Source organism: Williamsia sp. z71 (assembly GCF_059553375.1).
In genome coordinates this window covers 100094-113795 of record NZ_JCANWX010000007.1, presented here as the reverse complement: position 1 = coordinate 113795, position 13702 = coordinate 100094, and the positions used below count along the sequence as shown (strand labels likewise).

The window sequence follows — 13702 nt, the reverse complement described above, 5'->3', positions numbered from 1 at the left end:
CTAGGCGAGCCAGGTGCGCTGGGGTGTCCAGGACGGGCCGGCGTCAGGTGCGTCGTCGCGGGTGACCGTCGCCTGGATCAGGCCGTAGGGCCGGTCGTCGGCGTTGAACACCTCGTTGTTGTTCTCGAGGCCGAACTTGGAGAGGTCGTAGACAAAATGGTGGATGTTCGGCGCCGACAACTTCACCTCGGCGATGTAGTCGAAGGCCTCCAGAATCCCTTTGCCGATCTGGAACAGTGTCTGCTGCAGGGCCAATGAATGCACCGTGGCGAACTTCTCGATGATGATCTGCCTGATCGCCGGATACACCGCCTCCCAGTCGACGTCGGTGGTGGTGAAGCGCCACTTGGCGACAAGGGAGGTCGACATCACCCGGTCGTTGGTCGGCTCCAGCACGGTGTACTCGTCCTCGAGGAAGTCGTGGAACTCCGAGCCGGTCGACTTGAGGACCACGAGATCCTTCAAACCGCCGATGACCCAGGTCTTTTGATCATCGCCCTTGCCTTCGACGGTGATGTCCGCGGTGCGGACCTCCTGTCCGTTACGGACCCAGGTGTGATCGTGTTCGACACCGTTGACAACTGCCCGCTCCCAGCTGTATTCCTCGACCTCGATCCGCGCGCCGATCACCGGTTCGGTGTTGTCGACGAATCGGTGGGCGAGTGCGAGAGCGTACTTCTCGATGCTCTCGATGCCTTTTTCCTTCGCGTACGCGTAAGCGGTCTGCTTCTGGGTATCGGTGGGCAACACCGTCCGCTGGTCACCGTCGGTGTGGGCGGCCGCGAAATCACCGCGCAGCGAGGTCCCTACGTTGATGTCCTTGATCTCGTGGCGGGGCGAATCCCGATAGATCCGAACAACCCGGTTCTCGGCTTTTCCGTATTGGTTTTCGCCAAGGATGATGCCCATGGGTCTGTGTCACTCACTTTCGGATCAGCTACCCCGATAGGTGGAGTAGGCAAAAGGGCTGAGCAGCAACGGCACATGGTAGTGCCGCGAGGTGTCGGTCACCGCGAAAGCGATCGACACCTCCGGGTAGAAATGCTCAATGTGCCGGGCGGCAAACCATGTTCCGGTGTCGAAGGTCAGTCGGTACGTGCCTGCGACGAGGTCATCGTCGCCGATCGACTGTATCCGGCCATCGGAATCGGTTGTTCCAGACGCTATCTTGACTCCGTCGGATGTGCTGAGTGTGACTTCCACGTCGGCTGCCGGCAGTCCCGTGACCGCGTCGAGCACGTGGGTACTCAAGCTGCTCACCTTGTCACTTCGATCGTCCGCATACTCCAGATCACTCCCAACTCATCGGTGTCGTGATTCTGATCACGAGGTGTACGCATCTTCCTCGGAGGCATATCGCACCGCCGGTTCCAGCATGGCAGTCAGGCGCCGCCGATTGATCTTCGACAGCTCGGTCCGCATCACGCGCCGCTCGGTCTCCGGGCTGTTGCTCATCCGTTCTTTGAGGATTGCCAACAGTTCTCCGGCCGGCCGGCCGTTGGCGAAAACCAGATAGACGTGTCCGAACTTGGCCTCGTACTCGGCATTGCGCTGCCTGAGTTCATCGAGGATCTCCGTGTCCGCGCCCACGACACCGGACTGCTCACTGGCCGAGGAGGCATTGTCAGGTTTGTCGCCGATCCGGGGATGCCCTTCGAGGGCCTCATCGAGGTCGGCTTCGGTGAGTTCGGCCGTGATCATGTCGGCGCGGGCGAACAGCGCCTCTTCATCGGCATAGGGACGCCCGGCAGCCACCCGGAGCGCCCAGATCGTGGACGTACAACATTGGTACAGGGCGTGAATCGCCTGACTCTGCCGCAAACCGTTGAAGCTCTCCAGGCCCCGCCAGTCAACTCGTAGCAAGTTCTGATCCCCTCGTCTCGAAGCCCGTGCGAAGTACCATTCTGCCGCAGACCGACGGCACGAGCGCGGTGATGAGTTCGGTATGCGCGGGACGGTGGTGGTGCGAGGGCGTCATCGTGTGTGATGGGTCGGCGACAGTTCTTGTCGCATCGGCGGACTGATGAGGGGTTGGCGGTGAGTCGCGTGGGAGTCGGTGACGACGAGCGAACCGAGGTGCCGGTAGTGGTCGGTGTGCTGCTGGCGGCCGGTGCGGGAACTCGATACGGGGGACCGAAAATACTTGCCGCAGAAGGGGAATGGCTTCGCTGCGGCGTTCGCGCGCTGGCTGATGGCGGGTGCTCGGAAGTGCTGGTGACCGTGGGTGCTGCCGAGCCAGACCTGCCGGTACCGGCCCGGGAGGTACGGGTGCCGCGATGGCAGGCCGGGCTGAGCGAATCGGTGCGCGCAGGCCTGATTCGGGCCGGTGACCGCAGAGGTTTGACCGGCGTGGTTTTACATGTTGTTGACATCCCGGATGTCACCGCGGGGCAGGTCGCCAGACTGTTGGCGGCGGCAGGTCCGACTCCGGCCTCGCTCGCGCGGGCAACTCACGCCGGGAAGGCCGGACACCCGGTGTACATCGGTGCCGACCACCTCGAGGCCGTGCTCGATTCCCTCTCCGGCGATCGTGGCGCCGGACGGTACCTCGCCACCCGGGACGACGTGATCGACGTCGACTGCGGCGACCTCGGCACCGGCCTGGACCACGACTACCCGGACCACGACCACCCGGACCACGACTACCCGGACCTCTGATTCCAGAAAAACAAAAACCACATGTTCCGGTCCTTCCCGGTTGCGCTGCAACTCGGGGAGATGACCGGAACATGTGGTTTCAGAGAGCCTCAGCCCCGGATGGTGAACCCGAGGGCGCCTTCACCGAAGCGGCGGACCACGACCTTGGCGGCTTCGAGCGGTACCTCGAAGCCGTCTCGGGCGAATCCGGTCAGCGTCGCGAAGTACGTGTCGCCGGTGGGTTCGAGCGCGACCTCGGCGAGCATCTCGCCGGTGGTCGGCTCGCAGACCGCCCAGGTGAACCGCGTTTCGTCGGCCCAGCCCTTTTCACACGATCGGACGTAGTCGGGGTCGGTGATACCGGCCAGCGCCAACGCCGGCCGGTCCGACACCCGCTCGTCATCGCGGTACGCGCGCAGATACCACGCGCCCGCGTTGATCTCGACCGCTTCGATGGCTGCGGTCCTACTTGAGCTCGAACAGGACGGTGCCCTGCGTGACGGCTGCGCCGGCTTCGATGCTCAGGCCGGTGACGACGCCGTCCTTGTGGGCGGTGACGGGGTTTTCCATCTTCATGGCCTCGAGCACGACGACCAGTTCACCGGCCGCGACTTCCTGACCTTCGACGACAGCCACCTTGACCACGGTGCCCTGCATCGGAGCGGTGACGGAATCACCTGAGGCGGCAGAAGCGCCACCCTTGGCACGGGTACGCGACTTCGGCTTCTTCTTGACCGCGCCGTTGCCACCACCGTTGCCGATGGCCAGATCGCCGGGCAGGGAGACCTCGAGGCGGCGTCCACCGACCTCGACGACAACCGTCTTGCGGGGCTCGGTCTCGTCCTCTTCGATCGGCTGTGCGCCGGCGTAGGGTTCGATCTGGTTGTCCCAGTCGGTTTCGATCCACTTGGTGTAGATGTCGAAGCCCTGGCCGTCGCCGATGAACGCGGGGTTGGACACGATGTGGCGATGGAACGGCAGCACGGTGGCCAGACCCTCTACCTGGAACTCGGCCAGTGCGCGACGTGACCGCTCCAGTGCCTGCTCGCGGTTCTCGCCGGTGACGATCAGCTTGGCCAGCATGGAGTCGAACTGTCCGCCGATGACGTCGCCTTCGACCACACCGGAGTCGACGCGCACGCCGGGGCCGGTCGGCTCCTTGTAGACGCTGATCGGTCCGGGGGCGGGCAGGAAGCCGCGACCGGCGTCCTCACCGTTGATGCGGAACTCGAACGAATGCCCACGCGGTGTGGGATCCTCGGTGAACTCGAGCTTCTCGCCGGCGGCGATCCGGAACTGCTGGCGCACGAGGTCGATGCCCGCGGTCTCCTCGGTGACCGGATGCTCGACCTGCAGGCGGGTGTTGACCTCGAGGAACGAGACCAGTCCGTCGTTGCTGACCAGGAACTCCACGGTGCCGGCGCCGTAGTAGCCGGCCTCCTTGCAGATGGCCTTGGCGGAGGAATGGATGCGTTCGCGCTGCTCGGCGGTCAGGAACGGGGCCGGTGCTTCTTCGACCAGTTTCTGGAAGCGGCGCTGCAGCGAGCAGTCGCGGGTGCCGGCGACGATGACGTTGCCGTGCTGGTCGGCGATGACCTGGGCCTCGACGTGGCGGGCCTTGTCGAGGTAGCGCTCGACGAAGCACTCGCCGCGACCGAAGGCCGAGATGGCCTCACGGGTGGCCGAGTCGAACAGTTCGGGGATCTCTTCGATCGTGTAGGCGACCTTCATGCCACGGCCGCCGCCGCCGAATGCGGCCTTGATGGCCACGGGCACGCCGTGTTCCTCGGCGAAGGCGACGATCTCGTCGGCATTCTTGACCGGATCCTTGGTGCCCGGTGCCATCGGCGCGTCGGCCTTCAACGCGATGTGGCGCGCGGTGACCTTGTCGCCGAGGTCGCGGATGGACTGCGGCGAGGGGCCGATCCAGGTGAGCCCGGCGTCGATGACGGCCTGGGCGAACTCGGCGTTTTCGGAAAGGAATCCGTACCCGGGGTGGATCGCGTCGGCGCCGGACTTGGCAGCGGCGTCGAGGATCTTGTCGAACACGAGGTAGGACTCGGCCGATGTCTGTCCACCGAGGGCGAACGCCTCGTCGGCAAGCTTCACGAAGAGAGCATCCGCATCGGGTTCTGCGTACACCGCGACGCTGGTCAGTCCGGCGTCTTTCGCGGCGCGGATGACGCGGACCGCAATTTCACCGCGGTTGGCGATGAGGACTTTCGTGAGTGCTGTGCTGGCGTGACTTGGCACTGGATCTCCTGTCGGGCGCTGATGTCTGCGCGTTGGTGACACTGTGTTGGATATCGATGTTGGATATCGACGTCTTGTGGTGTGGCGCACTGGTCCATCTGTGGATGGACGACAGCACTCCAGAGGAGTCTAAGCACCTCTTGGATCTGTCTCGACTCCAACCCACGGATCGCTCGTTCGGTCCGCTTTAGCTACTCGTGAGTAACCGAGAAGGCGGTTGTTCGGTCACGTTTCCCTACTCGCGGGTAAGGATCCGAATGTGCTCTGATCACCGATCTGCTTGAGAAAGTCACCGAACCGGGACAGATAACGACCGACCTGGTTATGGGTCCGGCCCTGCGACGGGAACCGGGCCGAGATACGCAGACCAGAGGCCGTCCGGTTGATCCAGATGTACACCTCGTCGCTGGAATAGTTGTGGCTCCGCAGAACTCGTGCCCGACCGGCATCGGCCTCGGCGTGGCCGGGCGCGAAACGCAGATCGATGAACGACACCACGAACTTCGGCTCGGGAAAGTCCGCACCGGCCGCCGGCGACACCTGGCTTTCAGACGGTATCGAGCTCCGCTGCGCTTCGTCTCCTGTACGGGTCGAGCTCCGCTGCGCTTCGTCTCGCTTCACCTCCATGAGGATCTCGCCGACCCGGAGGAACGGGAGATTGGCCGCTTTGCGGACGCGCCGCATCTCCTCGGAGGCCCGCCCGATCAGCTGCCCGAAGTCGGAGACCCCGGACGTGTCGAGTCGGAAGGGGACGGTTGCCACGAACCAGCCCAGCGCGCCGAACCACTGTTGATCGCCGCGGGTATGGCGGGGAATCACACAGCGCAGGACCGGGCCGCCTCCGAGTTCTGCATAGACCGCGGCCAGTGCCGCGAGCACACCGGACATCAACGAGCCACCGGCCGCCGAACACACCGCGGTGAACCGGTTCGTCTGCTCGTCATCGAGCAGGGCGCCGGTCAGTGAGCCCTGCGGCACCAGGTCCGAGAGCGGATGCGTCGCACCGGTCTCATCTGAGCCGTCGGAGTACTCGGGGTCGTCGGCCAATTCGAAGGAAGGCAGCTTGCCGCCGGTGTCACGGAGGAAGTCGGCCCAGACCGCGACGGCTTCGTGATCGACGCCGGCGGCGTCGGCCTCACGCCGCTGATAGGCGCTGAAGTCGACGTAGGAACCCACCACCGGCAACGCATGATCGGTCCGGCGCCGCGCGGCCGAGTAGAGCGCGATCAGTTCGTGCTGCGCCATGATCAGCGAATAGCCGTCGACCAGTGAATGGTCCGCGGCGAACAACAGCGTGAACGACTTCTCCCGGGCAACGGTGGCGAAAATGTAGGCGGGCCACTGCAGCGGTGCGGTGGCCCGGTCGAATGTGCCGGCGAGCTGGTCGAGCAAGGGGGCTGCTTCGGAGTACCAGCCCACCCGGCCCATCTTGAGCTTGACCGTGCCCGGTCCGGTGGTCAGCCGGGACAGGTGGTCGCTCCAGATCACCACATGACTGCGCAGGACCTCGTGCCGGTCGATCCACATCGTCAGGGCGGCGCGGATGGCCGGAATCGAGAGCGGTTCGTCGAACTCGATCGCCAGTCCCAGCCAGGACTCGCGGCCACCTTCCCGGTGGGTCCGGAGCCGATGCTCGAACGCGCCGCGCAGATGGAGTTCATGATTGTGCGAGGTAGGACGCGAATCCTCTGTCCAGTGCACCATTCCGCCCTCGGTGTAAGGGCTCCATTCGACCAGCCCGCCCGGTTCGACGGGCTGGTCCATCATCTGGATGAACTTCATGACCCCATGGAGCGGGCGGGAGGTCTCAGATGTGCCTTGATCCGGGTGAGCATGGCGGACATCCCGCGCAATCGCAGCGGACTGATGGCCGAGTCGAGCCCGAGCCGCGTGTAGAAGTCGACCGGGATCGCGAGGATCTCCTCCGAGCTGGCGCCGTTGAGCCCCTGATACAGGATCGACGCGAAACCGCGGGTGGTCGGTGCCTGCGGCGGCGCGCTGAAGAACAGCCTCACCGAATCCGGGTCGCTGTTGTCGACCGAGAGGAACAGCGGGGACTGGCATTCGGGAACCGGTTCCATCGCCGCCTCGGCGAGGTGCTCGGGCAGTTCGGGAAGCTCGTCAGAGAACTCGAGAAGGAGCTGGATCTTCTCGGAATCCGACAGGGCGGCGAAATCCTCGACGATTTCGTCGAGCGCCGCGGTCATCTCTGGCCGCTTTGGGTGCCCGGTTCGTCGCCGGTCACGATGGGAGCGCGAACGGCGTTGCCCCATTCGGTCCACGATCCGTCGTAATTCCGGACCTTGGTGAATCCGAGTAGATGGGTGAGCACGAACCAGGTGTGCGACGACCGCTCACCGATGCGGCAGTAGACGACCGTGGGGTCGTCGGCGTCGAGGTCTGCGTAGATCTTGTCGAGTTCGGCACGGGACCTGAACCGGCCGTCGGGAGCGGCGGCCTTGGCCCACGGGATCGACACCGCGGTGGGGATGTGACCTCCGCGAAGTGCACCTTCCTGCGGGTACTCGGGCATATGGGTGCGCTCGCCGGTGTACTCCTGCGGCGACCGGACATCGATCAGGGGTTCGGTGCCGATGACTCCGTGGACCTGCGCGGCGAATGCTCGGATGACCGAGTCGTCGCGGGTCACGACCGGGTAATCGGATTCGGGGTAGGCGGGCACATCGAAGGTGATGTCGCGGTCCTCGGCGAACCAGGCGTCGCGGCCGCCGTCGAGCAGTCGGACGTCTTCGTGACCGAAGAGGGTGAACACCCAGAGCGCGTAGGCAGCCCACCAGTTGCTCTTGTCGCCGTAGATGACGACGGTGTCGTCGCGACGAATACCCTTGCTGCGCATCAGTTCTGCGAACTGCTCACCAGAAATGTAGTCGCGGATCACGGGGTCGTTGAGATGAAGGTGCCAATCGACCTTCTGTGCGGTCGGGATGTGCCCGATGTCGAACAGCAACACATCTTCGTCTGACTCGATGATCTTCAGGCCATCGGTCCCCAGGTGAGCGCTGAGCCATTCGGTGCTCACCAGGCGCTCCGGGTGTACGTACTCGGCGAAGCCGGGGTTGTTGTCGGTCTCGACGGTCACGGGATTACTCCAAATCGACTCAAGCATGGGTGGCTGGTTTACCCCATGAGACTAGTGCCCGCAGCGCGCGCTGGTTGCAGGGAGTTTGATGTCGGTCAGGAATCGGCCGAGTTCGTCGAGGAATTCGCCGATCACCGCCTGCGCGGCCGGTGTTCCGGGATAGCGCGTGCGCAACGAGAGCCCCCGGTCGGTGCGGGAGATCCAGAACTGTGCGTCGTCGGCCGTGGTGACGTTGGAGATGTGCTGCGCACTGATCTCCTCGTGCGCGGCCGAACCGGGCAGCGGGCGGTAGTCGACAAACGACACCATGAAGATGTCGTTGCGTTGCGGATTCAGACCGCCCATCGCGGCGAGGACGTGGGGCACCGGGACCTCACCGAGGCTGACCGCGGTACGCAGAGCCGGACCCGTCCGCTGAACCGATTCGACGAAGTCGTCGGTGGCGACCACCGTCAGTGGGGCGTTGGTGGTGAACCATCCGACGGCACCACGCCACTGTTCGGAGCGGCGGGTGTGCAGTGGGAAGAGTAGCGACATCTGCGGGCCGCCCCCGAGTCCGCGGATGCACCGCGCCATCGCCGCCAGGACGCCGGCGAACACCGTTGCGCCGTTGCGACGGCAGAACGCCTCGAACTCGGCGGTCGCCTCGGCGTCGAGCAGTTCGCGGAGGTCCACTGCCTGCGGCGCCACCTGCCCCTTCGGCAGGCCGAGGTCGAGGGGGAAGCCAGGCGGGGTGTTGTCGTGTTCGTCGAAGAACTTCAGCCAGGCGCGCATTCGCGGATCGCGGGGGCCGATGATGGCCGCTTCCGACTCGGCGGCGCAAAAATCGACGTAACTGCCGGCCATCGGCAAGGAGTCCGCTGCCGACCCATCGGGGTCGTCGAGGCAACCCTGATAGAGCTGATGGAGGTCGTCGATGATGATCGACATCGAATAGGCGTCGACGTGGACGTGGTCGAATCCGCAGATGATCGTGGACCGTTCGGTCCGGTCGATCGCCCCGAGCAAGAACGCCGGGTACTCGAAGGGATGGCAGGCGGTGTCGAGTGCATCGCGTAGTAATGCCTGCAATTCCTCGGATGTCGAGGTCGTCACCGTCGGAGTCGGCCGCAGGATCAGTCGCGCCGGGTCGTGGACCTCACGATCGATGTGATCATCACGACGGACGAAGGCGCTGTGCAACGTGCCGTGTCTGCTGATCAGCAGTCGGTAGGCGTGCTCGAGTGCGGCCGGGTCGATCGGTCCTTCCACATCGAAAGCCGCTGCCAGCCATACGCTTCCGTCTTCGACGGTGCTCAGATGGAACTGCTGGTTGAACGAGAGGGGTACCGGGGATCTGATCGCCGCGCTGTGTGTGGAGACCACCGTCCACCGCATCAACCCGCCGGGTGCGGGGGAGTAGTGGTCAATCGTGGTGACGTGCAAGCGTGGACTCCTCTGGGCAGCGTTCGGGTACAGCGTAGTCCCCGTCGCGGGCCACGCTGTTGATCACGTTCCGCAGGTGCTCGTGATATCGCTTGACCTGGAGTTGGGCGACCGTGGTGTCGGGTGTCTGGCTGCCGAGGTAGAGACGCGAGTCGTCGCGGTTGAACCACATCGACGCATTGGCCGTCCGACCTTCACCGGTGAAGAGGACGCCGCGGTCGTAGGCGGGTCGTCCGGCCCCGGGGAACCAGCGAAAGTCGATGTAGGACAGAAGATTCGGGCTCTTCACGACGTCTTCGGGTGAGGCGCCGGCCGCCAGGAGTGCGCCCAGGACCACGGGGGTCGGCACTGCGGCAAGGCGTTTCGCACGGGCGTAACCTGCCTGAGCGGTCGGCAGGAGGTCGGTGAACGAGCCGGACTCCGAGACGTTGAACGCCACCGGCGCGAAGGCGCAGAACCAGCCCTGGGACAGCGCGAAATCGTCGAGCATGCGGGTGTTCAGGACCGTGATGCCGAAGTAGTCCGCCCGAGAGGCCAATTCGTATTCGGTGATGGCCACCGCGGCGTAGATCCCACTGACCAGCGTGGTGCCGACGCCCTTGCAGACGTTGTCGAACCGCGCGATACCTTCCGAATCGAGCAGGTCGAGTTCGATGGGCCGAACCTGGGCCGTCTCGCCCGGATCGAGTCCGAGATCGAGGGGGAACCCCGGCATCCTCCGGTCATGCGCGGCGAAGATCTCGAGCCACTCCACCACCTCCGGCGAATCGGCGGTGAACGACTGTGCTGCTTCGGCTTCCATCCGCGTATAGTCGAGAAAACTCCCGGTCGGCGCAGATACGAATCCGGCTGGTTCGGCCGAACGGATCTCGGCGTCGTACAGCTCGGCGATCTCGGCGAGTGCGAGCGCCATCGATGCGCCGTCGGTCAGGGCGTGGTCGCAGCCGTAGTAGATGGTGAAGCTGCCCGGCCTGCTGATCGCGCCGAACGCGAACCCCGGCCAGTTGGTCGTGGTGGCCTCGGCTCCGAAGCGTCCGTGCAGGTACTCGCGGAACTGCGACTCCTCGCCGAACGAGCCTGCCACACTGACGTCGAAGTCGATCGCGGCCGGGTCGACAATGTAGCGGGTCACCTCGATCCCGTTGGTACCGAAGTAGGTTCGCAGCCCGTCGTGCCGGCGGACGAAGGCGCACAGTGCCCTGGTCATCGCGGCCTGATCGAGATCACCGTCGATCTCGGTGCCCGAGCCCAGGTATGCCTTGTGATCATCACCGGCACGGGCAACAGCGTGAGCGGCGCGGACGTGGTTCTCCTGCAGAAATGACACCGGACCCGCATCCGCCGGTGCCTGACCGGCGAGCCTGGCTGCGTCCCCGGTCGGATGCCATTCGAGCAGGGTGCCCCCGGCGGGTGTCCACCAGTCCATCGCAGTGATGATCACAGCTTCTAGCTCCTGTCCATGCCGGGAACTTGTCTCGCGTTCCGAGTGTCCGCGCAATCGGTCGGGTACCCCGCAACGCTTCGCGCCACACCGGACAGGAGGGAGGAACCGGCGAACCCGTTGCGGGCGGTGACCCGGTTCGAGCCGTCGAAAGTGCAAGGCGGCGTTCACTGCATCGACGGAGATCAAACGGCAGGCGGGCCACTGGGGGATACGGGGCTGCTGCACGAGCCGATCGGCAGAGGATCGACCACCTGGGGGACTGCACCACCGGTTTCTGGTGAACGGGGGCAGGTGGTTATATGTTCGGCCCGGACCACAGGTCGGTGACACTGACGCCCACCCGATCGAGCAGGGTGCGCACCAGTGGCAGGCTGATCCCGATCACCGAGGACGGGTCGCCGTCGATGCCGTCGATGAACCAGCCACCGAGACCGTCGAGGGTGAATGCCCCGGCGACCTGCAGTGGCTCACCGGTGGCGACGTACGCGTCGATCTGGGCATCGGTGGGGGAACCGAAGCGAATGGTGGTTGTGACGCTGCCGGTTTCGGTGGAGGCGATCTCACCGTCGACCAGCCGCAGCAGACAATGTCCGGTGATCAACTGGGCCACGGTGCCGCGCATGTCGGCCCACTGGGCGCGAGCGACCTGCGCGGAATGTGGTTTGCCGCTGAGCGCCCCATCGCGGAGCAACATGGAATCGCAACCGATGAGAACAGAATCCGCAGTCAGATCGGTGTCGAGGCGGCCGACCACGTCGAGCGCCTTGGCGCGGGCCAGCATCGTCACGATCGCCGAGGGCGAGGACGCGTTGCCCGCTTTTGCGAGCAGCGCGTCCTCATCGACCTCGGAGACCGACACCACCGGGCTGATCCCGGCGGCGTCGAGAATCTTACGACGCGCGGGTGACGCCGATGCCAGGACGAACCGGGTCATCGGCGGTCACCGCGCGTCATGGGAGATCAGTAGTCCCAGCGCAGGTTCGGGAAAGCGCTGGGCGCCAACCCACCGGCCGGCCGAAGCCGGTCGGTGTGGGATCCCCAGAGATTGCGGGGGCCGGGGTCGGCAGGCTCGCCCGATCCGCTTGCCGCGGCGAGCACGCCGACCAGGGCGGCGACCTCGACGTCGGTCGGGTTGCCCTTGACCACGGTGAGGAATGGTGCTGCGGGAGCGGCGGTCTCGTCGCCCGCTGGTGTGGTGTGTTCGCTCATAGGGGGATGTTTCCGTGCTTCTTCGGCGGCATGTTCACCATCTTGCGCTCGAGGAGCTTGAGCGCGGTGGCGATCTGGCCGCGGGTGTGCGACGGCGGGATCACCGCGTCGACGTATCCGCGCTCGGCGGCGACGTACGGATTGACGAGGGTGTCCTCGTACTCCTGCTGGAGCTGCAGGCGCAGCGCATCGACGTCCTCGCCGTTGGCGGCGGCATCCTTGAGCTTGCCGCGGTAGACGAAGCCCACCGCGCCCGAAGCGCCCATGACAGCGATCTGCGCGGTCGGCCACGCCAGGTTCACGTCGGCACCCATGTGCTTGGAGCCCATGACGTCGTACGCGCCGCCGTAAGCCTTACGGGTGATGACGGTGATCTTGCCGACCGTGGCCTCGCCGTAGGCGTAGAGGAGCTTGGCGCCGCGACGGATGATGCCGTTGTATTCCTGTTCGGTTCCGGGCAGGAAGCCCGGGACGTCGACCAGGGTGATGATCGGAACGTTGAACGCGTCGCAGGTGCGCACGAACCGAGCGGCCTTCTCGGAGGCGTCGATGTCGAGGCAACCGGCGAACTGGGTCGGCTGGTTGGCGACGATGCCGACGCTGCGTCCGTCGACGCGACCGAACCCGACGATGATGTTCATCGCGCGCTCGGCCTGCACCTCGAGGAATTCGTCGTCGTCGAGGATGCGGCGGATGACCTCGTGCATGTCGTACGGCTGGTTCGGGGAGTCCGGGATGAGGGTGTCGAGCTCGAGATCCTCATCGGTCAGGGTGTCCTCGATCGAACCGGCGGCAGGCGCGGCGACCGGCAGGCGGGGGGCTTCGCCGCGGTTGTTGCTGGGCAGGTAGCCCAACAGTTCCTTGACGTAATCCAGGGCGTCCTCTTCGTCGGTGCCGACGTAGTGCGCCACACCGGATTTCGCCATGTGGGTGTGGGCGCCACCGAGGTCTTCCATCGTGACGTCCTCACCGGTGACGGTCTTGATCACGTCGGGACCGGTGACGAACATCTGGCTGGTCTTGTCGACCATCACGACGAAGTCGGTGAGTGCGGGGGAGTACACGTGTCCGCCGGCCGCGGCACCCATGATCAGCGAGATCTGGGGGATGACGCCGGAGGCGCGCACGTTGCGGTGGAAGATCTCGCCGTACAGACCCAGGGAGACAACGCCTTCCTGGATGCGCGCGCCGGCGCCTTCGTTGATGCCGACCAGCGGGCGGCCGGTCTTGATCGCCAGGTCCATCACCTTGACGATCTTCTCGCCGTAGACCTCGCCGAGGCTGCCGCCGAAGACGGTGACGTCCTGGCTGAAGATGCAGACCTCGCGGCCGTCGATGGTGCCGTAGCCGGTGACCACGCCGTCGCCGACCGGACGGCGATCACCCAGTCCGAAGTTGGTGCTGCGGTGGCGTGCCAGGGCATCGAGTTCGACAAACGAACCGTCATCGAGAAGGTGCGTGATGCGCTCACGTGCAGTGAGCTTGCCCTTCTCGTGGGTTTTCTCAACTGCTGCCTCGCCGACCGGGTGCTTTGCCTCGGCCAGGCGATTGTGCAGGTCAGTGAGCTTTCCGGCAGTTGTGTGGATGTCCGGCGCCGCTTGCGCGTCCTGGGGGGAACTCGTCATGGCCTTGAT

14 protein-coding genes are annotated in these 13702 nt (G+C 65.2%); 1 reads left to right on the top strand and 13 read right to left on the bottom strand.

Annotation, left to right across the window (positions count from 1 at the left end; translation table 11 throughout):
- The 3 genes from pucL to uraD all read right to left on the bottom strand — a co-directional run bounded on the left by pucL (nucleotide 1) and on the right by uraD (nucleotide 1863).
- Complete coding sequence (gene pucL, locus AC51GR_RS17870; RefSeq protein ID WP_496325993.1) at nucleotides 1–909, bottom strand: factor-independent urate hydroxylase; 909 nt, start codon at nucleotides 907–909, stop codon at nucleotides 1–3.
- Nucleotides 910–933: 24 nt separating this feature from the next.
- Nucleotides 934–1260, bottom strand: a complete 327-nt coding sequence (uraH, locus tag AC51GR_RS17865) for a hydroxyisourate hydrolase (protein WP_496325992.1) — start codon at nucleotides 1258–1260, stop codon at nucleotides 934–936.
- A 63-nt stretch (nucleotides 1261–1323) separates the two neighbouring features.
- On the bottom strand, nucleotides 1324–1863 hold the full coding sequence (uraD, locus tag AC51GR_RS17860; RefSeq protein ID WP_496325991.1) for a 2-oxo-4-hydroxy-4-carboxy-5-ureidoimidazoline decarboxylase: 540 nt from the start codon (nucleotides 1861–1863) through the stop codon (nucleotides 1324–1326).
- A 183-nt stretch (nucleotides 1864–2046) separates the two neighbouring features.
- On the opposite strand from uraD, the gene AC51GR_RS17855 reads away from it, so the two are divergent.
- Nucleotides 2047–2658, top strand: coding sequence for a nucleotidyltransferase family protein (locus tag AC51GR_RS17855; RefSeq protein ID WP_496326235.1), 612 nt, complete (start codon nucleotides 2047–2049; stop codon nucleotides 2656–2658).
- 89 nt (nucleotides 2659–2747) lie between these two features.
- Here AC51GR_RS17855 and AC51GR_RS17850 read toward each other — a convergent pair whose 3' ends face one another.
- From AC51GR_RS17850 to AC51GR_RS17805, 10 genes are all read right to left on the bottom strand, one after another.
- Nucleotides 2748–3092 (bottom strand): hypothetical protein, encoded by a 345-nt coding sequence (locus AC51GR_RS17850; protein WP_496326234.1) that lies wholly within the window; start codon nucleotides 3090–3092, stop codon nucleotides 2748–2750.
- Between the two features lie 10 nt (nucleotides 3093–3102).
- Nucleotides 3103–4890 (bottom strand): acetyl/propionyl/methylcrotonyl-CoA carboxylase subunit alpha, encoded by a 1788-nt coding sequence (locus tag AC51GR_RS17845; RefSeq protein ID WP_496325990.1) that lies wholly within the window; start codon nucleotides 4888–4890, stop codon nucleotides 3103–3105.
- A gap of 225 nt (nucleotides 4891–5115) precedes the next feature.
- On the bottom strand, nucleotides 5116–6672 hold the full coding sequence (locus AC51GR_RS17840; RefSeq protein ID WP_496325989.1) for a condensation domain-containing protein: 1557 nt from the start codon (nucleotides 6670–6672) through the stop codon (nucleotides 5116–5118).
- Entirely contained in the window at nucleotides 6669–7097 is a 429-nt protein-coding gene (locus tag AC51GR_RS17835; RefSeq protein WP_496325988.1) for a SufE family protein, read from the bottom strand. The genes AC51GR_RS17840 and AC51GR_RS17835 overlap by 4 nt, the downstream gene beginning before the upstream one ends.
- Nucleotides 7094–7990, bottom strand: coding sequence for a sulfurtransferase (locus tag AC51GR_RS17830; protein WP_496325987.1), 897 nt, complete (start codon nucleotides 7988–7990; stop codon nucleotides 7094–7096). The genes AC51GR_RS17835 and AC51GR_RS17830 overlap by 4 nt, the downstream gene beginning before the upstream one ends.
- Nucleotides 7991–8041: 51 nt before the next feature.
- Entirely contained in the window at nucleotides 8042–9415 is a 1374-nt protein-coding gene (locus AC51GR_RS17825; protein WP_496325986.1) for a condensation domain-containing protein, read from the bottom strand.
- Nucleotides 9396–10856, bottom strand: coding sequence for a condensation domain-containing protein (locus tag AC51GR_RS17820; RefSeq protein ID WP_496325985.1), 1461 nt, complete (start codon nucleotides 10854–10856; stop codon nucleotides 9396–9398). The genes AC51GR_RS17825 and AC51GR_RS17820 overlap by 20 nt, the downstream gene beginning before the upstream one ends.
- Nucleotides 10857–11154: 298 nt before the next feature.
- Nucleotides 11155–11793 (bottom strand): Maf family protein, encoded by a 639-nt coding sequence (locus AC51GR_RS17815; protein WP_496325984.1) that lies wholly within the window; start codon nucleotides 11791–11793, stop codon nucleotides 11155–11157.
- A gap of 26 nt (nucleotides 11794–11819) precedes the next feature.
- Nucleotides 11820–12068 carry an acyl-CoA carboxylase subunit epsilon gene (locus AC51GR_RS17810; protein WP_496325983.1) on the bottom strand — a complete coding sequence of 83 codons (249 nt, stop codon included), beginning with the start codon at nucleotides 12066–12068 and terminating at the stop codon, nucleotides 11820–11822.
- The gene (locus tag AC51GR_RS17805; RefSeq protein WP_496325982.1) at nucleotides 12065–13693 is read right to left on the bottom strand and encodes an acyl-CoA carboxylase subunit beta; all 1629 of its coding nucleotides are present in this window, start codon (nucleotides 13691–13693) and stop codon (nucleotides 12065–12067) included. The genes AC51GR_RS17810 and AC51GR_RS17805 overlap by 4 nt, the downstream gene beginning before the upstream one ends.
- Nucleotides 13694–13702: the final 9 nt, after the last annotated feature.